19 protein-coding genes and 1 tRNA gene are annotated in these 20,042 nt (G+C 35.5%); 12 read left to right on the top strand and 8 right to left on the bottom strand.

Annotated elements, in window-relative coordinates; translation table 11 throughout:
• Positions 1-3: 3 nt before the first annotated feature.
• Positions 4-1,032, top strand: coding sequence for an ACR3 family arsenite efflux transporter (gene arsB / locus KG732_RS04130; protein ID WP_213521109.1), 1,029 nt, complete (start codon positions 4-6; stop codon positions 1,030-1,032).
• Positions 1,033-1,196: 164 nt separating this feature from the next.
• Positions 1,197-2,153, top strand: coding sequence for an L-threonylcarbamoyladenylate synthase (locus KG732_RS04125; protein WP_213521107.1), 957 nt, complete (start codon positions 1,197-1,199; stop codon positions 2,151-2,153).
• 112 nt (positions 2,154-2,265) lie between these two features.
• On the opposite strand, the gene KG732_RS04120 is transcribed toward KG732_RS04125, so the two are convergent.
• From KG732_RS04120 to KG732_RS04105, 4 genes are all read right to left on the bottom strand, one after another.
• Positions 2,266-2,706 (bottom strand): GNAT family N-acetyltransferase, encoded by a 441-nt coding sequence (locus KG732_RS04120; protein WP_213521105.1) that lies wholly within the window; start codon positions 2,704-2,706, stop codon positions 2,266-2,268.
• A 2-nt stretch (positions 2,707-2,708) separates the two neighbouring features.
• Positions 2,709-2,996 carry a hypothetical protein gene (locus tag KG732_RS04115; protein ID WP_213521104.1) on the bottom strand — a complete coding sequence of 96 codons (288 nt, stop codon included), beginning with the start codon at positions 2,994-2,996 and terminating at the stop codon, positions 2,709-2,711.
• Between the two features lie 82 nt (positions 2,997-3,078).
• On the bottom strand, positions 3,079-3,408 hold the full coding sequence (locus KG732_RS04110) for an acetyltransferase (RefSeq protein WP_300980292.1): 330 nt from the start codon (positions 3,406-3,408) through the stop codon (positions 3,079-3,081).
• Between the two features lie 33 nt (positions 3,409-3,441).
• A complete protein-coding gene (locus KG732_RS04105) occupies positions 3,442-3,873 on the bottom strand; it encodes an RpiB/LacA/LacB family sugar-phosphate isomerase (protein WP_213521103.1) in 432 nt (143 codons plus the stop codon).
• 1,109 nt (positions 3,874-4,982) lie between these two features.
• Between KG732_RS04105 and rnr the strand changes: the two genes are divergently transcribed.
• From rnr to KG732_RS04085, 4 genes are all read left to right on the top strand, one after another.
• Complete coding sequence (rnr, locus tag KG732_RS04100) at positions 4,983-7,184, top strand: ribonuclease R (protein ID WP_213521102.1); 2,202 nt, start codon at positions 4,983-4,985, stop codon at positions 7,182-7,184.
• Between the two features lie 78 nt (positions 7,185-7,262).
• Positions 7,263-7,430 carry a hypothetical protein gene (locus KG732_RS04095; protein ID WP_213521101.1) on the top strand — a complete coding sequence of 56 codons (168 nt, stop codon included), beginning with the start codon at positions 7,263-7,265 and terminating at the stop codon, positions 7,428-7,430.
• A 188-nt stretch (positions 7,431-7,618) separates the two neighbouring features.
• Complete coding sequence (locus KG732_RS04090) at positions 7,619-8,299, top strand: head GIN domain-containing protein (protein ID WP_213521100.1); 681 nt, start codon at positions 7,619-7,621, stop codon at positions 8,297-8,299.
• 124 nt (positions 8,300-8,423) lie between these two features.
• Entirely contained in the window at positions 8,424-9,185 is a 762-nt protein-coding gene (locus KG732_RS04085) for a LysE family transporter (protein ID WP_213521099.1), read from the top strand.
• 51 nt (positions 9,186-9,236) lie between these two features.
• Here KG732_RS04085 and KG732_RS04080 read toward each other — a convergent pair.
• Both KG732_RS04080 and folB read right to left on the bottom strand, forming a co-directional pair.
• Positions 9,237-9,307, bottom strand: a tRNA-Cys gene (locus KG732_RS04080).
• A gap of 139 nt (positions 9,308-9,446) precedes the next feature.
• Positions 9,447-9,806, bottom strand: a complete 360-nt coding sequence (folB, locus tag KG732_RS04075; RefSeq protein ID WP_213521097.1) for a dihydroneopterin aldolase — start codon at positions 9,804-9,806, stop codon at positions 9,447-9,449.
• A gap of 71 nt (positions 9,807-9,877) precedes the next feature.
• On the opposite strand from folB, the gene KG732_RS04070 reads away from it, so the two are divergent.
• The 4 genes from KG732_RS04070 (at position 9,878) to KG732_RS04055 (ending at position 12,844) form a co-directional block, all read left to right on the top strand.
• Entirely contained in the window at positions 9,878-11,557 is a 1,680-nt protein-coding gene (locus KG732_RS04070; protein WP_213521096.1) for a glutamine--tRNA ligase/YqeY domain fusion protein, read from the top strand.
• 310 nt (positions 11,558-11,867) lie between these two features.
• Positions 11,868-12,251 carry a YtxH domain-containing protein gene (locus KG732_RS04065; protein ID WP_213521095.1) on the top strand — a complete coding sequence of 128 codons (384 nt, stop codon included), beginning with the start codon at positions 11,868-11,870 and terminating at the stop codon, positions 12,249-12,251.
• A 9-nt stretch (positions 12,252-12,260) separates the two neighbouring features.
• Positions 12,261-12,635, top strand: a complete 375-nt coding sequence (locus KG732_RS04060; RefSeq protein ID WP_213521094.1) for a phage holin family protein — start codon at positions 12,261-12,263, stop codon at positions 12,633-12,635.
• Entirely contained in the window at positions 12,632-12,844 is a 213-nt protein-coding gene (locus KG732_RS04055) for a DUF6327 family protein (protein ID WP_213521092.1), read from the top strand. The genes KG732_RS04060 and KG732_RS04055 overlap by 4 nt, the downstream gene beginning before the upstream one ends.
• Positions 12,845-12,927: 83 nt before the next feature.
• On the opposite strand, the gene KG732_RS04050 is transcribed toward KG732_RS04055, so the two are convergent.
• Positions 12,928-13,929: an SPFH domain-containing protein gene (locus KG732_RS04050; RefSeq protein ID WP_213521091.1), complete on the bottom strand. Its 1,002-nt coding sequence runs from the start codon at positions 13,927-13,929 to the stop codon at positions 12,928-12,930.
• A gap of 355 nt (positions 13,930-14,284) precedes the next feature.
• Positions 14,285-15,802 (bottom strand): glutamate--tRNA ligase, encoded by a 1,518-nt coding sequence (gene gltX / locus KG732_RS04045; RefSeq protein WP_213521090.1) that lies wholly within the window; start codon positions 15,800-15,802, stop codon positions 14,285-14,287.
• Positions 15,803-16,149: 347 nt separating this feature from the next.
• Between gltX and KG732_RS04040 the strand changes: the two genes are divergently transcribed.
• Positions 16,150-19,629: a hypothetical protein gene (locus tag KG732_RS04040; protein WP_213521089.1), complete on the top strand. Its 3,480-nt coding sequence runs from the start codon at positions 16,150-16,152 to the stop codon at positions 19,627-19,629.
• Entirely contained in the window at positions 19,622-20,041 is a 420-nt protein-coding gene (gene ybeY, locus KG732_RS04035; protein ID WP_213521088.1) for an rRNA maturation RNase YbeY, read from the top strand. Before KG732_RS04040 ends, ybeY begins: the two co-directional genes overlap by 8 nt.
• Position 20,042 lies beyond the last annotated feature (1 nt).

Raw genomic sequence — 20,042 nt, 5'->3', positions numbered from 1 at the left:
TTTATGAAAAAAAAACTCTCTTTCCTCAATCAGTACTTAACCCTATGGATTTTTATCGCTATGGCTATAGGTGTAGGATTAGGTTATTGGATACCCAGCATCGCAACTTCCATCAATAATATGAGCAGCGGGACAACTAATATACCTATAGCTATAGGCTTAATATTAATGATGTATCCGCCACTGGCAAAAGCAGATTACCAACTCTTACCTGTTGTATTTAAGAATACAAAGGTTTTGAGTATTTCATTACTTCTCAACTGGGTGATAGGTCCCGTTTTGATGTTTATACTGGCCATCACCTTCTTACATGACTATCCAGAATATATGGTGGGGCTTATTTTAATAGGACTTGCACGTTGCATTGCAATGGTACTGGTCTGGAATGACCTCGCAGACGGCTCACCAGAATACGGAGCTGGTCTAGTCGCTTTAAATAGCATATTTCAAGTGTTTGCCTATTCGTTCTATGCCTGGATATTTATCACCGTATTACCTCCTTATTTTGGCTTTGACGGTGCCATTGTAGATATCTCTATCGCCACCATTGCCGAAAGTGTTGCCATCTACTTAGGAATTCCATTTTTACTGGGTATTTTAAGTCGTTATTTTATAGTAAAAGCTAAAGGTAAGGACTGGTATGAACATGTTTTTATCCCCGCAATTTCCCCTGTTACTTTAATCGCCTTGCTGCTTACTATTGTATTGATGTTTTCCTTAAAAGGGGAGTTGATTGTAGAGATTCCTTATGATGTCTTATTGATCGCTGTACCTTTATTGAGCTACTTTATTATTATGTTTTTAATTGGCTTTTTTATCAGTAAATACCGAGGAGCTACCTATGGACAAAATGCAGCAATTTCATTTACCGCCGCTGGTAATAACTTTGAACTAGCCATTGCAGTAGCTATTGCGGTTTTTGGACTCAATTCTGGTCAGGCATTTACTGGGGTTATCGGACCACTAGTAGAAGTTCCTGCTTTGATTTTATTAGTACGGGTTTCTTTTTGGTTGAAGAAGAAGTATTATTAAACCTGTTCAATCTAATGATTTAGAAAGAATACTATAAATTCTTTATTCAAAATGCTGTTCAAAGCTGCAGCCTTAAGTCCGCAGTTTTGAACAGAAATAAACCAATAAAATTCCTTAATTACGCCGATATTTGCAGCGCCTAAAAACATTTAGGAACATCACACATGACACTTGTTTCAAAAGACATCTTAAAAGCAGCTGAAATTCTTTCTCGTAATGAACTGGTTGCTATTCCTACCGAAACCGTTTATGGACTAGCTGCTAATATCTATAGCGATACAGCAATTAAAAAGATTTTTGAATTAAAAAAACGGCCTTTTTTTAATCCGCTTATTGTACATATTCACAGTATGGAACAAGTAATGGAGCTGGCTGTTGATTTTCCAGAAAAGGCACAATTATTGGCTAAAGCATTTTGGCCAGGTTCCCTGACGTTGATTTTAAAAAAGCAAGCAGCTGTTCCAGACCTTATCACCGCGGGAAATGATACCGTAGGAATAAGAATGCCTCAACATGATCTAACCCTTGAATTACTAAAAAGCCTTCCTTTTCCAGTGGCTGCGCCCAGTGCAAATCCGTTTACGCACATCAGTCCTACCTCTGCCCAACATGTAAAAAATTATTTTAATGGTGCCTTAGAAATGGTGCTCGATGGCGGTGACTGTAAAAATGGGATTGAATCTACCATAGTCGGTTTTGAAAATGAGGAACCTGTGGTCTATAGATTAGGGTCTATTTCTATAGAAGACATTAGAGCAGTAGTGGGTAATGTAACTCTTAAAAACAATAAAGAGAAAGCTCCTAATGCCCCTGGAATGCTAGAAAAACACTATGCGCCACGAACAAAAACATATCTTGTTGAAAACATAGCCCATTTTGTTGCGCAACATCCGGATCAAAAAATAGGATTGCTGCTTCATATAAAAGAGCCTAAAGATCATGGAGTTGAAAAAACCATCTATTTAACTGAAACTGGAGATTTAAAAGAAGCCGCTTCTAAATTGTATAGTGCTATGCACGAACTGGATAAATGGGACTTAGACATGATTGTAGCACAACGATTGCCAGATACGGGTTTAGGAAAGTCTATTAATGATCGTCTAGAACGAGCTACCAAATAATAAGGTAGTGCGCATAAAAAAGTTGTAAATAATAGTTTCTGTTTATTTATTGCTTTTATACCATACAAAAAAAGATTCTTTTTAGAAGAAACCAGCTTGTTTTGATGTTCTATTAAAATTCTAAAAGCATGGCTTGATGAGGTATCCCGTCTTCCAGATATTTATCTCCTGTAACTACAAAACCTAAATCTATATAAAATTTATCCAAATAACACTGTGCAGAAATCTTTACAGAGGTATAGTGTTCCGCTTTCGCGAAAGCGAGACTCGCCTTCATAATTTCCTGACCATAAGATTTTCCTCTATGCTGAGGACTTACGACTACCCTTCCTATACTGGACTGTTCAAAGTAATCACCAGGCCTAAATATTCTAGTATAAGCGACAAATTGACCCTGTTCGTACCCTAAAACATGAAAGGCTTTTTGATCTTTTCCATCTAGATCTTGATAGACACAATCTTGTTCTACAACAAAAACTTCTGAACGCAATTGAAGCAGTGCGTATAACTCTTGAGTAGAAAGTTCTGAGAAAGATTTTACAGTTATTTCCATTATTAAAACCTTTTGGGAACATTTTTAGGTTGTGGAGGCTTGACTCCAATTCTTATATCAGTAATGATCTTTTCCAACATATTACCAAATTCTTCATCGCCTTGTGCCATAAGAGCTTGTCTTATAACATCTAGATCATCTAAAGTGTCTTCTTTTTCATCGTCTTCATAAAACTCTAGCTCGCGCCATATTTCCATTAATTTTTTTTCTGGGTGTACCGCAGTTCTGAGTTGATGAATAATTATGGAAGCTTCTTTTTTCATGTATTCTGACACGGATGGTGATCTCATCGAGTCACCCCTTTTTTAAAATTAATTACCAATCCCTACCTAAGTAGAAATAATCTCTTTTTTAATACACCTAAAAATAATACTAATTCTTAGCTCGATAAGCCAAAGAAATCCTGTTGTGTGCTAATAGCAATTGTTCGTCCTTGATATAATTCCTTAATAAATGGATTACATAATCCAATTGTTCTTCAGTAATATTTCTGTAAGCTGGAGCTGGCACCACATCCTTCCATTTTGCAAACAAAGTATTATCCAATGCGATGCGCCAGTAACAATGGTTATCAAAATTGAGATGTCTATGTATATTAGGTAATTGATTACCTAAATCAAAATATTGTTGACGTTTATTAAGATTCATTTCTGTGATACTGAAGTTAACCGTAAAATTGATAGCATTTTGTAGAAGCAACATTATTAAAGATGACAAATCAGCTACAACTCGTTATTAAGAACAAGCGATCTTATTTACACGATTTGCATGTCGTCCACCAACAAAATCAGTATCTAAAAAGGTTTCTACCATAGCTACCGCTTGTGGAATAGAAGTAAATCGCGCTGGAATACATATGATATTAGCATCGTTGTGTTCCCTAGCAAGTCCTGCAATTTCTTTTATCCAACTAACCGCACCACGTACATTTTGATATTTATTAACCGTCATAGAAACACCTTGTGCACTACCACAAATAACTATTCCAAACGCAGTAGTTGAGGCAGCTACATCTTGAGCTACTTTGTGTGCAAAATCTGGATAATCAACACTGTCAAAAGTATCAGTACCATGATTAATAATTTGGATACCGCGTTGTTGAAGCATTTTTACAATCGCTTGTTTATAATCAGGTCCTGCATGATCGTTTCCTATAGATATTTTCATATAAAGTGTATTTGCACAAAAGTAAATTTTAATAGACAGAAACACCTAATAAATAAACGTCTCTTTCATAAACACGTATTGATTAATTTTTGATTTATTCATAAGTATAAGTATTTAAATAAAAGAAACTTGTTAATAATAGCTATAAAAAGTAGAATACATTAACTATCAAATTTTTAAAAGATAATTTTATAAAATAACTAAATATATTAAACACTTGATTGAATGTAAAATCCTTCCTATTTAACCTTGTTAACAATCTCTTCATTTAATAATTCATAAACTACATATAACCTGTTAATAGAAAATTAAAAATTGTATTAGGAATATAGAAAGAAATAGTTCATATCCATTTTTATTTAAAAATACCTAAATATAACTAAGGTATTTTTAAAAGAGTTTTAAGACTAAAATGGATAGAAATAAACAAGAACTATGATATTTAGTTCTTTACAATTTATTAGAAATAAGGTTTATCAACAAATGTGTACAACCATTAATTTATAACAGTATACTGTTACTTAACAGTGTATTAACTTTTACATAACTTGTGTATAAATTAGTATAAATTGGAGATACTGGAAATTACAAATTTTGATTAGAAAAGTTATACCGCTATTCACACTACATCATCATCATCAATTTGATTTAAATTTTTAAAAATAAAAAATGATATTGTTAATATGTGTTGATAAGAGTATAATAGAACATTTGAAAAATCAGAGCTGTTATAAAGGAATATGTCTTAAAGTTTTATATCTCTTATGAACTGTAGAGGTATAAAAAAATTAATAAGTAGATTTTATTAGACTCATATAATGAATAGTCCCATCAGTTAAGGTACTTGTGTCGGTTTGTAACGCCTTATAGGTAAGTATATACAATATTATAATACCTACAAGAAAAATTCCTGTAAATATAAATGTAGATAATAATGGTTTTTTAATTCTCATAAGAAAATCGTCATCGTTAAATAAACTGAATTTGCAGTACAAATTTAAAGTAATTTCTTAATTTAATGTTAATATAAGTTAACTAACCTGTTATTTTATTGGTTTTTAGAAGTATTTAGTACTCAGCAATACTAAAAGATTAACTTTGTAGGATATATGAATAAAGATAAAAAAAGAAACTCAAATGCGAAGTTTCCAAATTTGAGTCAGTCGGTTCTCAATGCCATTAAGCAAGATCCAGATAAGAGTTATAATTACAAGCAAATTTGCGCTCAACTTAATATTACCGATTCTAGTGGTCGTAATCAAGTTATAAAAAAATTACACCAGCTTAAATCTAAAGGAAAAATAGAAGAGATAGATCGCGGTAAATTTAAAATCATTAAAGCTATTGACTATTACATAGGGAGAATAGATGTCAGTACACGTGGTACGGGTTATGTGATTACTGAAGAACTGGATGAAGATATCATGATTCCAAAACGTTCTCTAGGTCAAGCACTCAATGGTGATGAAGTAGAAGTGTATGTTTATAATAGAAAACGAGGTGCTCAACCAGAGGGAGAGATTACCAGAGTGATCAAGCGTAAAAAGACAGAGTTTGTAGGGGAGATCCAGGTACATGAAAAATTTGCTTTTGTAAAAGTTACCGATCCTAAAATTCAAACTGATTTTTTTATTCCAGGTCGTGAGATTAATGGAGCAAAGGATGGTCAAGTAGTTCTTGTAGAATTTGTAGAATGGAACGATAAACAAGATTCTCCTAATGGGCGAGTAAAAGATATTTTAGGAGAACCTGGGGAACACGATACTGAGATTCACGCTATTTTAGCACAGTACGGTCTCCCTTATGAATTTCCAGCCGAAGTAGAAGAATATACAGAAAAATTAGATAAAACTATTTCTCAAAAAGAAGTAGAACAGCGTCGCGATATGCGAGATACGCTTACGTATACAATTGATCCCGCAGATGCTAAAGATTTTGATGATGCTTTATCATTTAAAGTTTTAGAAAATGGAAATTACGAGATAGGAATTCATATTGCTGATGTTTCTCATTTTGTAAAAGAAGGGACGCCCCTAGATGATGAAGCTTATGAACGCGCAACTTCAGTTTACCTTGTTGATCGAGTAGTCCCTATGCTTCCAGAAGTGCTCTCTAATGGTGTTTGTTCGTTAAACCCACATGAGGATAAATTGTGTTTTTCTGCTGTTTTTGAAATGGATAACAATTGTAAGATTCATAACGAGTGGTTTGGTCGTACGTTAATTCATTCTGACCAGCGATTTGCCTATGAAGAAGCACAGTATATTATAGAAACTAGCAAAGGAGAACTACCTGCTGATATATCGCTTTCGCGAAAGCAAACCACTATACAGCCAGCGATCGTAGAAGCTACGTTAAAATTAGATGAACTAGCTAAGAAAATGCGCGCTCAACGTATGGTTGATGGAGCTTTAAGTTTTGATAAGTCAGAAGTAAAATTCAATTTAAATGAAAAAGCAGAACCTGTAGGAGTTTATTTTAAAACGTCTAAAGATGCTAATAAACTAATTGAAGAATTCATGTTACTAGCCAATAAGAAAGTAGCAGGTTTTATAGGTAAGCAACAACCTAAAAAGACTTTTATATATCGTATTCACGATGAGCCAAATGATGAAAAATTAAGTGCATTGGCAAATATTGTTGTGAAATTTGGTCACAGATTGGATTTAAGAGATCGCAATACCGTAACTCAATCATTAAATAAATTACTCAGTGATGTAAAAGGGAATAAAGAACAAAATATGGTAGATACCTTAGCGATTCGCACCATGTCTAAAGCTGTATATTCCACTAATAATATAGGCCATTATGGTCTTGCATTTGACTATTACTCACATTTTACTAGTCCTATACGCCGTTATCCAGATGTGATGGTACATCGATTATTGCAACATTATCTAGACGGTGGTAAAACAGCAAGTGAAGCACTTTTTGAAGAAAAATGTGAGCATTCTTCAGAAATGGAAATACTAGCTTCGAAAGCAGAACGTGATTCTATCAAGTACATGCAGGTTAAGTATATGAAAGATCATTCTGATGAGGAATTTATAGGTGTAATCACAGGAGTTACCGATTGGGGTATATATGTAGAGATCATGGCAAATAAGTGTGAAGGAATGATACGATTAGGCGATCTCGACGATGATAGTTATGAATATGTAGAAGAAGAATTTGCTGTGGTAGGCCGTAAGACAAAAAATACCTATACATTAGGAGATGAGGTTTATGTAAAAGTAAAAAATGCAGACCTTGTTAAGAAACACTTAGATTTTTGGATGATAGGTAGTAAAGAACGAGTTGAGAACAACTAACTCTATCTATTTGTAATAGTGTTTAAAAATGAACAGCAGGCAGCAATTTGTTTGAAATTACTACCTAAGTCATAATTCATGAAAACTAAAATTTGTGCTACTTGTCAAAAACAAGACACGCTTATGTATCGAGTGCAAATAGATGCTAACAAACAATGGGTTTTTTGTTGCAAATCTTGCACAGAACAGTATCAATCCATAGCAGATTATAAATACGGTGGTACCTGGAAAGGTAATAGACATTAGAAGAGTTGCAAATCATAATTTTGGCACAGGATTTGACGATCAAAAAAAGGTTTACTAAGAGTCATACTTTTAGGTTTTTTGGTTGGTTAGTAAAAAGCGGTATTTAGAAATAAGTGCTGCTTTTTCTTTAGTGTATGAAATGAACTGTAACATATTATAATAGGAAGAGTCTTTTAAAAAATAGCATCATGAAACAATTCGTACTTACCACAGCAATTCTTTTCTCTTTACTAACTTTAGCACAAAACCCTATTGAAACAGTAGTTTCTGATTTTGACACCATAAAGACTTACGATTTGGTTACCGTAAATCTGGTTAAATCTTCAGAAAATAAAATTATTATATCTGGTAGGGATGCACAAGATGTAGAATACGTTCAAAAAAATGATATTTTAAAAATACGTATGCGAGCAGAAAAATCATTTGATGGTACAGAGACCTTTGTTCATGTGTATTATAAAGAACTTGCAGTTATAGATGCAAATGAAGGCTCATTAATTGTGTCTAATGAATTGATAGAACAAGATCGATTAGAGATACGAGTACAAGAGGGTGCTAGTGTGCGAGCTGGATTAAGTGTTAAAAATCTTGATGTAAGAGCTGTAACTGGCGGTATGTTGCAGTTATCAGGTCAGGTAGAAGATCAAATTATAGTGGTAAATACTGGCGGAATTATAGAAAATGATCGGTTACTATCAGATTATACCAAAGTACAAGTTCAAGCGGGTGGAGAGATAGCGGTATACGCCACTAAAAGAGTTGATATTAATGTAAGGGCTGGAGGAACGGTTACGGTTTATGGCAATCCTTTAAAAGTGAAGAAAAACATCTTATTCGGTGGTAGAATAAACATAGTAGATAAGGATTAATACTTAGTTGAGTTAAGAGTTTACCTCACGCAGATTGAGCATTCAAATAAGAAAATAACAAATAGTTTTCTGTATTTGAAAACCTTTAGTGTTTTCCTACCTTTGAAAATCAACACCCTTTTAAATGCTTGACGATATTCTTACAGCTTTACCTATAGGTTTGGTGATGGCTTTCCTTATAGGGCCCGTATTCTTCGCATTGCTAGAAACTAGTGCTATTAAAGGCTTTAGAGCAGCTATTGCGTTGGATGCAGGAGTTATTATTGCTGATATTATCTTTTTACTCGCAGCTTATTTCATGACATCTAGCATACTTAAAAAGCTTCAAGATGACCCTGGGCTTTTTGTGTTCGGAGGAAGTATACTTTGCATTTATGGAATAGTATCATTTGTAAAAACAAAAAAAACATTCCTAAAAGAGGTTCACACCAAGGTTTTCATTGTTCAAAAAAATAACTATTTAACTTTATTCATAAAAGGCTTCCTTCTTAATTTTATAAATATTGGTGTATTGGGTTTTTGGTTGGGTTTGATAGTTGTGTTTAGTCCCCAACTAGATAATAATAGTGAACGCATTATGGTCTTTTTTTCGTCGGTGTTAGCCACTTATTTTATTATTGATTTAGGCAAGATCATACTGGCTAAAAGTTTAAATAAACATCTTACAGTATTGCGTATTTATTGGTTAAAACGATTTATTGCGGTTGTCATGTTTATATGTGGAGTAGTTTTGATTTTTAAGGGAACTTTCCCAAATGCTACGCAACAAATTGAGAATCAATTTCAATTGGTTCCAGAAGAAATGGAGCCTGTTGATCCAGAATTAAAAGGCATTCAAGAATTTAAAGAAAAGAGAACATCTGTTAAGGATACCAATAATAAATAAGCATCTTTTTAAAAATTAAAAATCCTCTATCAATGAAGAAAGAGGATTTAGAGGTACCAAGCGGATTCGAACCGCTGTACTAGGTTTTGCAGACCCATGCCTAGCCGCTCGGCCATGGTACCAAAGATGGTTGGCAAAAATAACAATTATTTACTCGTTTCCTATCCTGAATGAATTAAAATGTTTCTTAGAGGGAGTATTCCAGTACTTTTATGATGTTTTTTCTATCCCAGTTTTGACTCTTTTTAGTTAAGACGATATCTAATTTCTATGTTGACTCATAATAATAATAACACTTTCTACATCTCCTCCTATTGGTGGATTGATTTTAGCCACTTTAACTTCTGCTTGTTGAACTAACAATTCTTCCTCAAAAATACGATGTAGAATACGTTGGGCTACATGCTCTAAAAGTTTAGAGCGAACCGCCATTTCTTCTACTATAATGGCATTAAGAGACACATAATCTACTGTATCGGAAAGATCATCTGTAAGTGCGCTCTTAGAAAGGTTTGCTGTTATTTCCAAATCTACTCGATATTCACTACCTATTAATTTTTCTTCGTGAAGACAGCCATGATTGGTATAAACTCTTACGTTATTTAATTGAATTTTATGCATGGAACAAAGATAGTCTGTACAACGATAGGAGTAAAATAAACAGTAAATTTGTATTGGTAAAAAGGATACAAATGAGTGAAGATAAAAAACCTAATAATTTTATAGAAGACATTATTGAAGATGATTTGAATAATGGGCTTTCTAAAGATAAATTGCGTTTTCGTTTCCCACCAGAACCTAATGGGTTTTTGCACATTGGGCACGCAAGCGCTATATGTCTCAATTTTGGGTTAGGAGAGAAGTTTGGTCAACCGGTGAACTTGCGTTTTGATGATACTAATCCTGCAAAGGAAGAAGCTAAATACGTAGATGCCATTAAAAAGGATGTGGAATGGCTAGGTTATCAATGGGATGAGCTGTGTTTTGCATCAGACTATTTTCAAGAATTATACGATTGGGCCGTTCAAATGATAAAAGATGGTAAAGCTTATGTAGATTCTCAGTCCAGTGAAGAAATTGCCGATCAAAAAGGAACACCGACACAACCAGGTGTAAACGGACCCTTTCGCGATAGAAGTGTAGAGGAAAACCTAGCGCTTTTTAAAGGAATGAAAAATGGTGAGTATGGGGAGTCAGAGCATGTTTTAAGAGCCAAAATAAATATGCAGTCCACTAATATGTTGATGCGTGATCCCATCATGTATCGAGTAGTAAATCGCTCACATCATAGAACAGGGGAAGCCTGGAAGATTTATCCTATGTACGATTGGACACATGGGGAAAGTGATTATTTAGAACAAATTTCTCATTCTTTTTGCACCTTAGAATTTCTACCCCACAGAGAGTTATACGATTGGTTTTTAGATCAAATTGTAGCTCCTAATAAGCTTCGTCCTAAACAAAGAGAATTTGCTCGTAGAAACGTTTCTCATACAGTTACCAGTAAGCGAAAACTCCAGCAACTAGTAGAACAAGGAATTGTTACAGGCTGGGATGATCCGCGTATGACTACGATTTCCGGATTGCGTCGTCGGGGTTATACCGCAAATGCAATTAAAAATTTTGCAGAATCTATAGGTATAGGTAAACGAGATAATCTAGTAGATATGAATCATTTGGAATTTCATTTACGCGATGATTTGAATAAGGCTGCAGATCGAGTTATGTGTGTTCTTGATCCTATTAAATTGATAATTACCAACTATCCAGAGGGGAAAGTGGAAATGTTAGAGGCAGAGAATAGTCAGGAAGATGTGTCTAGAGGGTATAGAGAAGTTCCCTTTTCAAGGGAGGTCTTTATTGAACGAGAAGATTATAAAGAGGAAGGAAACAAGAAGTTTTTCCGACTTAAGAATGGAAAAGAAGTACGCCTTAAAAATGCCTATATCATAAAAGGGGAAAGGTGTATTAAAGATGCTGACGGTAATATTACAGAAATTCATGCTACATATGATCCAGATTCTCGCAGCAGTAGTGGCACAGACGCTAGTATGCGTAAAGTTAAAGGAACCCTGCACTGGGTGAGTGTTGCTCATGCATTACCAGTGGAAGTAAGACTTTACGACCGCTTATTTACCGTTGCGTCACCTGATACAGATAAGGAAAAAGATTTTATGGAATTTGTTAATCCAGAATCATTGGAAGTGATTACAGCTATGGCAGAGCCTGCTATGAAAAACTTAGCGGCAGGAGATACGGTACAGTTTCAACGTATGGGATACTTTTGTGTAGATCCAGATAGTACTGAAGATCTAATGGTATTCAATCGTACAGTAACCTTAAGGGATACGTGGGCGAAGTTAGATACGTAGATCAAGGGATATAGAGGAGGTACCGCTTCCTACTTTACTGTGACAAAAGGGTATGCCCTAACTTTTACAGGTAAAAAAACCGGTACCTACTGCCGAATGAAAAATAAAGTTATGCGACAACAAAAAGCTCACCTACAAGTGAGCTTTTTTGATAGTATGTTATCAAATATGCATAAATTTAACTAAATTTATGGTTAATATTACTTAATTAGGAATGATTTAATATTAATACCTCTAAGCTTAACTCGTTATTAACTTAGATGGGTGTGGTTTACAAGTATCTTTGAGTTCAACGTAAAAAATGGAAAACATGTCTAAATCAGCAACTACATTAATAGCATTAGCCGTAGGCGCGGCAATAGGAGCTACAGCCGGATTGTTGTATGCACCAGAGAGTGGAGAGAAAACTAGAAAGAAGATTAAAAAGCAAGCTCGAAAAGCTCAGCGAGATATGGACGAACAAGCTCGTAAAACTTATGCAGAAGTTTCACAAAAAGCTGCTCAATTTACGTCTTCTTTAAATTCTACAGCTACAGAATTAAAAGGCAGTATAGAGGATCGTATCGAAACAGCTTTATCTAGCGCAAGTTATAAGGCCGATGAAGCTATATTAGCATTAGAAGCTAAACTCGAGCAATTACGTGAACAAAATGCAAAATTGCAAAAGTCAAACGCTTCAAAAGAGAAAGCATAAATCTATATTTTGGGAACTAACTTATCTGATAATTTTCGAGAATTTACTAAGGCTGCCGAGGATTACATAGAATCTTCGATACGCTATCATAAATTAGATCTTTTTAAAAAAATTATGAAAGGGGTCGTAGCTGGAAGTTACCAACTCATTTTAAGTTTTTTTCTTCTTATTGCGTTATTTTTTTTAAGCCTAGCTTTAGCTATGTTCCTAGGTGAGTTATTGGATAGTACCGCTTTAGGATATTTAATAGTGGGTGGTTTTTATCTTTTTGTAATGATTATATGTTCTTTTTTTATGAAGGGAACTTTAGAAAAGATTTTAGTAAAAAAAGCAAGCACCCAATTTTTTAATCATAATGAAGATAAAAATGCTAAAGAATCATGAGGGTATATAATAGTTTTGAAGAGATAGATAGCGATTTAAGATATCTTAAACTGCAGCAACAAGTACAACAAGAGATGATGAAGCTTCAAGTAAATGAAGTTAAAGATAGACTGTCTGCCGCATCAATATTAACAAATATCATTAGTTCTATAGCTAAAAAAGCAGTGGTTCTTAAAATAGTGGATAAGCTTTTAGGCTCAAAAAAGTAACTTCTTTTAAAAAGATAAATCATAATAAACGCGATCTGAAAGGATCGCGTTTATGTTTTTTATAAATGAGTGTTTATCAAAGATTATTCTTTATTCCGATCTTCTTCATAGTTTGAATCGTCTCTTTGAGATCGAGATTCTCTTTTCACTTTTGCTTCTTTGGTAGCATTTGTTTTTTTCATCTGTTCTCCTATCTGAGCACTAGCAGTAAAGCTTGCAATCATGTTATTCAACATATCGCTACCTGCTTGTGGTGAGTTAGGAAGTAGGATCAAGTTGGACTGTGTTGCTTCACCAATAGACTGAAGCGTGTCATAATGTTGCGTAACAACGATCAATGCACTCGCTTCTTGAGAATTGATACCAACATTGTTAAGCACATCCACACTTTCTTCCAAACCTCGAGCGATCTCACGTCGTTGATCTGCGATACCTTGCCCTTGTAGACGTTTGGACTCTGCTTCTGCACGTGCTTTTGCAACTATCTTGATACGATCTGCTTCTGCTTCGTATTCAGCAGCTGTTTTCTCGCGCTCTGCGGCATTAATTCTATTCATAGCTGCCTTTACTTGTATATCAGGATCAATGTCCGTTACAAGTGTTTTAATGATGTCGTAACCATAATCCATCATGGCTTCGTTTAATTCGCGTTTTACAGCAATCGCAATATCATCTTTCTTTTCAAACACGTAATCCAGTTTCATTTTAGGAACTTCGGCACGCACTACATCAAATACATAAGCGGTAATCTGATCATGCGGATTCTGAAGTCTATAAAATGCATCGTATACTTTTTCTCTTCTTACTTGAAATTGTACCGAAATTTTAAGACGAACAAATACATCATCTTTAGTTTTGGTCTCTACAATTACATCGAGTTGTTGGATTTTTAAATTGATCCTCCCAGCTATTTTATCAATTACGGGTATTTTAAGTTGTAATCCCGATTGTCGCATTGTGGTAAATTTACCAAAACGCTCTACTACTGCAGCAGTTTGTTGTTTTACGGTGAAAAATGTGCCTACTAATAAAAAAAATCCGATCACTAGTAATACAGGTATTAGAAATATTCCAAATCCGCCCATGGTGTTTATTTATAAAGGTTAATAATAATTATCTATAAATATAATCAAGTTATGCCTTATTAAGGCAGTAAGATCCTATTATAAAACGGATAGCACTCGTTTATTATAGCTAATTACTATGTTTGTTCTGTTTGTTACAGTTATTATGAAGAATACGTTCCTTTTATCCGTGTTGTTTGCTTCGGTTGTTATGAGCTATGCATAAGAACTACTAGAGGATTCTTTATAAATTTTGAAATGGACACATAGGGGTGGATAAAGTGGAAAGTCCCGAAGCTAAGAGCAGTTACATTACTATTATGTACCCATGATCCGTAACTTAATTTTAGCAGGCTTCTTATTGGTGTAAAAAGGGTTATCCCAATTTTTCCTTCGCCGTGTTGATCCGACTTATAGTTTCTTTTTTACCTATTATGGCAGCAATTTCAAATACATCTGGTCCCATAAGGCTACCAACTAGTGCTAGTCTTAAGGGCATCATCACTTTACCAAATCCCATTTCTTGAGAAGTAATCCAGCCTTTAATTGCAGTACTTAATCCAGCAGCAGTATCATCTTCGGTACCTTTTATCACTTGAATGACGTCAGACATGATTTGATTCGTGTCTTCTTTCCAAGATTTTTTTACTGCTTTTTCATCATAATTAGGTGGCGCTGTGAAAAAGAATCCAGCCAGCTCAAATAAATCTTTTGTAAATACAGCTCGTTCCTTTACCATTCCAGCGACTATGCTTACATAATCTTTAGAACCGTAAGGGATGTTTTTTTCTTGTAACGCTTTCGCGAAAGCGGCACCTACAACAGCATCATCTTGATGTACATACCATTGTTGTTGAAACCACTTTGCCTTTTCAGGATCATACTTTGCACCAGAGCTGTTGACCTTAGCTAGGCTAAAAGCTTGAACCAATTCTTCTAAACTAAATATCTCTTGATCTGATCCAGGATTCCAACCTAAAAATGCTAAAATGTTTACCATCGCTTCTGGTAGAAAGCCATCTTCTCTAAATCCAGTTGAAACCTCACCAGTTTGAGGGTCTTTCCACTCCAATGGAAATACAGAAAACCCCATTTTGTCTCCATCGCGCTTACTCAATTTTCCTTTACCAGTAGGTTTTAATATCAAGGGTAAATGTGCGAATTTAGGTCGATCCCAACCAAAACTCTCATATAACAATACATGCAAAGCCATGCTAGGCAGCCATTCTTCTCCACGAATAACGTGAGAAATCTTCATGGTATGATCATCTACCACATTTGCTAGGTGATAAGTAGGCATACCATCACTTTTAAAAAGAACTTTATCATCTAGTAAAGCAGTATCGATTTCTATTCCTTTACGGATTTCGTCGTACATGTTTAAGATTTTTAATTCTGGCTTGAAACGCACCGCAAATTCATCACCGCGATCCAATCGCTTTTTTACTTCTTCTGGATTTAAAGTTAAAGAGTTAGTAAAGTTCAATCTATTGTTATGATTATAAATAAAGGTCTCGGTAGTTGCTTCACAACTAGCTCTTGCTTGCGCTAATTCTTCAGCTGTGTCAAATGCATAATAAGCGGCATCTTTTTCCACCAATTCTTCAGCATAAGCTCGGTACATGTTTTTGCGCTCGCTCTGACGGTAAGGTCCGCAATTGCCTTCTTTTCCTGGTCCCTCATCATAAGGAATATTACACCAGTTCAATGCTTCTATTATATACTCTTCCGCGCTTTCTACATACCTGTTTTGATCGGTATCTTCTATACGTAGGATAAAGGTTCCGTTGTGCTTTTTGGCAAATAAATAGTTGAAAAGCGCTGTTCTTACACCACCTATATGAAGTGGCCCCGTGGGACTAGGAGCAAATCTTACACGTACATCTGTACTCATTTCTTAGCATTTTTTAATGTGCTGCAAAGATATGGATTAGTTAGGAGTAAGAAAGAGCCGAGAACAACCTAGTAGGGTTTCATTTGGCTAAAGAACCAATCTTATGTTTTATGATGTTTTTATTTAGACGACTTGCAATCTTAAGGGACGCAACCTGAGCATTACGTAATTCTACTATACTAACGATTACTTCAATTGTTAATGATCTCTTAGAACACTCTGCGGAATGGACTTATCATAAACGCTATGCCAAGTCTTAGGATCAATTTTTAATCCATGGTCACTCACATATCATAAAGGTCGTTCTAATCCGTTATATTTACGGTAAGTACGCGACTATATAAGCCATGACAAACTTTGAGATTATAGAGCAAAAGCTCCAACGATTTATCAGTAAATACTACCGCAACGCTTTAATACGCGGAGTGATTTTATTTGCTGCTCTAGGCCTGTTGTATTTTTTAGTAACTGTAGTTATCGAGTATTTCTTATGGCTCAATCCGTTGGGAAGAACTATTTTGTTTGGTTTATTTATGATCATGGAACTATTTCTTTTGATTCGCTTTGTTGGGGTTCCGCTAGCGCGACTATGGAAATTGTCTAGAGGAATTAATTTTAGAGATGCAAGTACAATTATTGGAGCCCATTTTCCTGAAGTTTCTGATAAATTGATCAATGTGCTACAGCTTCATCAAAATGGGGGAGATGATGAGTTGACATGGGCGAGTATCAATCAAAAGAGTGAGGACCTTAAACCCATTCCTTTCAGCCTTGCTATAGATTACAAAAAGAACAAAAAGTTTTTACCGTACTTAGCCATTCCTGTTGCTATTATAGCGGGCCTATTTTTTACAGGAAATAATGAAGTACTAACAGATGGTGCAAAACGGGTTGCCGACTTCAATAACGAGTACATTCCGCCAGCGCCTTTTACTTTTTCCGTTATCAATAAAGAGTTGACTACTTTGCAACGGAGGGATTTTAAGCTTCAGGTACAGGTAAGTGGGCGTAAAATCCCAGAGAATGTCACTATTAATTATAACGATCAGACTTATTTTTTGACTCCCGAAGCTCCGGGAACATTCAGTTTTATATTTTCTAAACCTTTAGAAGCTATTCAATTTCAGTTGATTGCAAACGAGGTGATGAGCAAGAAGTACGTTTTAAATGTAGACGATGTTCCTGTTATCAATGGTTTTGAACTTTTTTTGAATTACCCACCTCACACAGGTAAAGCAGATGAGAAATTGGCAAGTACGGGTAATGCAATTGTTCCACAAGGAACTCAAATTACTTGGACTTTGAATGCAACAAAAACTACTCATGTAGGCTTTAATACCCAGGAAGACAGGAACAGGTTCAAGGAGGTGGATGGTAGTTTCACTTTCGCGAAAGCGGTAATGCAACCATTTAAATACGCCATATCCACTTCTAATGATTATATCAAAGAATACGAAACTCTTAATTTCAAAATTGATGTGGTTAAAGATGAGTATCCAGAATTGGATGTAGAAATGAAGAGAGATTCTATAGAATCGGACGTAATGTACTTTAAAGGTCAAGTTGCCGATGATTATGGTATACGTAAGACACAATTGGTGTATTATCCGTCAGAAGATGTTTCGAAGATTAAGAGTTACGACTTGGGTGCCAATCGGGGTACTTTTGACCAGTTTTTACTCAGGTTTCCTGGCGATATTCCTTTAAAATCGGGATCAAGTTATCAATTATATTTTGAAGTCATTGATAATGATATAGTTAACAACTATAAATCTACTATATCTGAAGTTTTTTCTTACCGCAAGTCATCTAATGAAGAGCTTGAGGATCAACAATTTGCTAAGCAAAAGGAATCCTTTTCCAAATTAGAGGAAGCCGTAAAAGAGCAACAAATCCAACAGGAGAAGTTGGATGACATCTCCAAAGATCAACTTCAAAAAAAGGATCGCAGTTTTAATGATAAGCGCAGTCTAGATCAAGCCTTAAAGAATCAACAGCAGCAAGAGCAAAAAATGCGTCAAGAACTGGAGAAGATGAAAGATAATCTTCAAAAGTCAACTGCGCAAAAGGACCCAATGAAGGAACTGTTGGAAGATCGAATGCAGAAGAGTGCTGAAGAATTAAAAAAGAATGAAGAGTTGCTTAAAGAACTTCGAGAGTATCAGGATAAACTTTCTCCAGAGGAATTAAAAGAGAAGATGGACCAGTCTAAGAAAAGGGCCAAGCAGCAGAAGAGAAATTTAGAGCAGCTCGTAGAGCTCACCAAAAGGTATTATGTAAAGCAAAAGTTGGAGCAGTTGGGAAGAGAACTAGAAAAGATAGCTCAAAAGCAGAAGGAGCAATCAGAAAAGGAGGGTTCAGATAATAAAAAGGAAGATCAAGATAAGCTTAACGAAGAGTATAAAGATTGGGAAAAGGAATTGAAGGAATTGGAAGATGAAAATGACGGTCTTAAGAAACCCTTGAACATGGATTTTGAGCCTGAAGAATCTCAAGAAATTATAGAAGAGCAAGAGAAAGCTAGTCAGGATTTAAAAAAATCTAAAATAGCTGAAGCTAAAAAGAAACAGAAGAAAGCAGCTCAAAAAATGCAACAACAAGCGGCAAGTATGGCTTCACAAATGTCTGCTATGTCTCAAGAAGGTGAAAAAGAAGATGCTGAAAGTTTGCGTCAAATATTAGATAATTTGATGGTATTCTCTATAGAAGAAGAGGCGCTTATGGAGTCTATGAAGCAAATGAATAGGCTCAGTCCTAATCTGGGTAACAAGCTTAAAGCGCAAAAGGATTTAGAGCGAGCTTTTGAACATGTAGACGACAGTCTATTTGCTTTGGCAGCGCGCAATCCGAAAATAGGTCAGGAAATTAATAAGGAGGTTACAGGGATTTATTATTACCTAGAAAAATCATTGGAACAGATGGCGGAGTTTCAAATGCAAGAGGGTCAAGGTTCTCAGCAATTTGTATTTAAGGGCGCCAATACACTGGCAGTGATGCTTAGTAATTCGTTAGACGCTATGAACAATGCGATACCTATGCCAGGAATGGGAGAATCAAAGGATGGAGGTCCGGGGTTTCAATTACCCAACATTATTAAGAAGCAAGAGAGTCTTTCCAAATCTGGTGAAGGAGATCAACCAGGCTCGGATGGTGAGGAAGGTAAAGAGGGGGAGAAAGGGTCCTCTGGTGAAAGCGGTGAGTCAGGAGCGACTGGTAAAAACGGTGAGAGTGGTGAAGGGGGTGAATCAGGGGAGTCGGGTAAAAGTGGTGAAGGTGGGCAGTCTGGAGAAGATGGAGATGCTGGTGAAGCAGAAGGTAGTGGAGGAAAAAGCGGAAGCTCGGGTGAGAATGGTTCAGGTAATGCTGTTGGCGGTGCAAGGCAGGAAGGCGACAGTCAACGTTATAGAGAAAGCGAAGAAGAATCAAAGCGTATATATGAAATCTACAAGCAGCAGCAAGAGTTGCGTAATGATTTGGAAGACATGATAAGGCGAGAAGGTTTAGAAGAAAAGGTAGGAGATATCACAGATAAAATGAAAGCCGTGGAGCGGCAACTTTTGGATCAAGGCTTTAATAGAGAAGTACAACAAAGAATGATGGACATACAGCAGGATTTGTTGAAATTACAAGATGCTGGATTAGAGCAGGGTGAGGAGAATAAAAGAGAGGCACGAACGAATACTCGGGAATTTATTAATAACATTAACGCTCAAATTCTTGAAGCTTCTAAGTACTTCAATAACAAGGAGATTTTAAATAGACAAGTATTACCTTTGCAGCCTCAATATCTCAATAAGGTAAAGGACTATTTTAAAGTTAATGATTGAATTTAATTATCAGAATGATTTCGAACCTATAGAGGAGTGGACTTATACCAGGTGGTTGGAGTTAGTTGCCGAGTCGGAATCAAAGACCATAGGAGAAATTTCGTATGTTTTTTGCTCTGATGAGTTTTTGTTAAAGATCAATCAGGACTATTTAAATCATGATACCTTTACAGATATCATCACTTTTGATTATTGTGAGGAGGGGTTAATTAATGGTGAAATATATATCAGTACGGATAGAGTTAAGGAGAATGCCAGTAGTTTTGGTGTGAGTGTAATAAACGAATTGCATAGGGTAATGGCACATGGCCTTTTACATCTTTGTGGTTATGGAGACAAGTCGGAGGCTGAGGCGCAATTAATGCGGGATAAGGAAAATGAAAAAATCGGTATGTTTCACGTGAAACAATAAA

The sequence above is a fragment of the Nonlabens sp. genome, assembly GCF_018401815.1.
Classification (GTDB): Bacteria; Bacteroidota; Bacteroidia; order Flavobacteriales; family Flavobacteriaceae; genus Nonlabens.
This window is presented reverse-complemented; position numbering and strand designations above follow the sequence as displayed.

What these genes read in the sequence shown, in the direction of transcription:
- arsB (WP_213521109.1), top strand. Translation starts at nt 4, where the DNA reads ATGAAAAAAAAACTCTCTTTCCTCAATCAGTACTTAACCCTATGGATT.
- KG732_RS04050 (WP_213521091.1), bottom strand. Translation starts at nt 13,929, where the DNA reads ATGGGCGGATTTGGAATATTTCTAATACCTGTATTACTAGTGATCGGA.
- KG732_RS04095 (WP_213521101.1), top strand. Translation starts at nt 7,263, where the DNA reads ATGAAAACTAAAATTTGTGCTACTTGTCAAAAACAAGACACGCTTATG.
- KG732_RS04085 (WP_213521099.1), top strand. Translation starts at nt 8,424, where the DNA reads ATGCTTGACGATATTCTTACAGCTTTACCTATAGGTTTGGTGATGGCT.
- KG732_RS04070 (WP_213521096.1), top strand. Translation starts at nt 9,878, where the DNA reads ATGAGTGAAGATAAAAAACCTAATAATTTTATAGAAGACATTATTGAA.
- rnr (WP_213521102.1), top strand. Translation starts at nt 4,983, where the DNA reads ATGAATAAAGATAAAAAAAGAAACTCAAATGCGAAGTTTCCAAATTTG.
- KG732_RS04105 (WP_213521103.1), bottom strand. Translation starts at nt 3,873, where the DNA reads ATGAAAATATCTATAGGAAACGATCATGCAGGACCTGATTATAAACAA.
- KG732_RS04110 (WP_300980292.1), bottom strand. Translation starts at nt 3,408, where the DNA reads ATGTTGCTTCTACAAAATGCTATCAATTTTACGGTTAACTTCAGTATC.
- folB (WP_213521097.1), bottom strand. Translation starts at nt 9,806, where the DNA reads ATGCATAAAATTCAATTAAATAACGTAAGAGTTTATACCAATCATGGC.
- KG732_RS04065 (WP_213521095.1), top strand. Translation starts at nt 11,868, where the DNA reads ATGTCTAAATCAGCAACTACATTAATAGCATTAGCCGTAGGCGCGGCA.
- KG732_RS04125 (WP_213521107.1), top strand. Translation starts at nt 1,197, where the DNA reads ATGACACTTGTTTCAAAAGACATCTTAAAAGCAGCTGAAATTCTTTCT.
- KG732_RS04120 (WP_213521105.1), bottom strand. Translation starts at nt 2,706, where the DNA reads ATGGAAATAACTGTAAAATCTTTCTCAGAACTTTCTACTCAAGAGTTA.
- KG732_RS04115 (WP_213521104.1), bottom strand. Translation starts at nt 2,996, where the DNA reads ATGAGATCACCATCCGTGTCAGAATACATGAAAAAAGAAGCTTCCATA.
- ybeY (WP_213521088.1), top strand. Translation starts at nt 19,622, where the DNA reads ATGATTGAATTTAATTATCAGAATGATTTCGAACCTATAGAGGAGTGG.
- KG732_RS04040 (WP_213521089.1), top strand. Translation starts at nt 16,150, where the DNA reads ATGACAAACTTTGAGATTATAGAGCAAAAGCTCCAACGATTTATCAGT.
- KG732_RS04090 (WP_213521100.1), top strand. Translation starts at nt 7,619, where the DNA reads ATGAAACAATTCGTACTTACCACAGCAATTCTTTTCTCTTTACTAACT.
- KG732_RS04055 (WP_213521092.1), top strand. Translation starts at nt 12,632, where the DNA reads ATGAGGGTATATAATAGTTTTGAAGAGATAGATAGCGATTTAAGATAT.
- gltX (WP_213521090.1), bottom strand. Translation starts at nt 15,802, where the DNA reads ATGAGTACAGATGTACGTGTAAGATTTGCTCCTAGTCCCACGGGGCCA.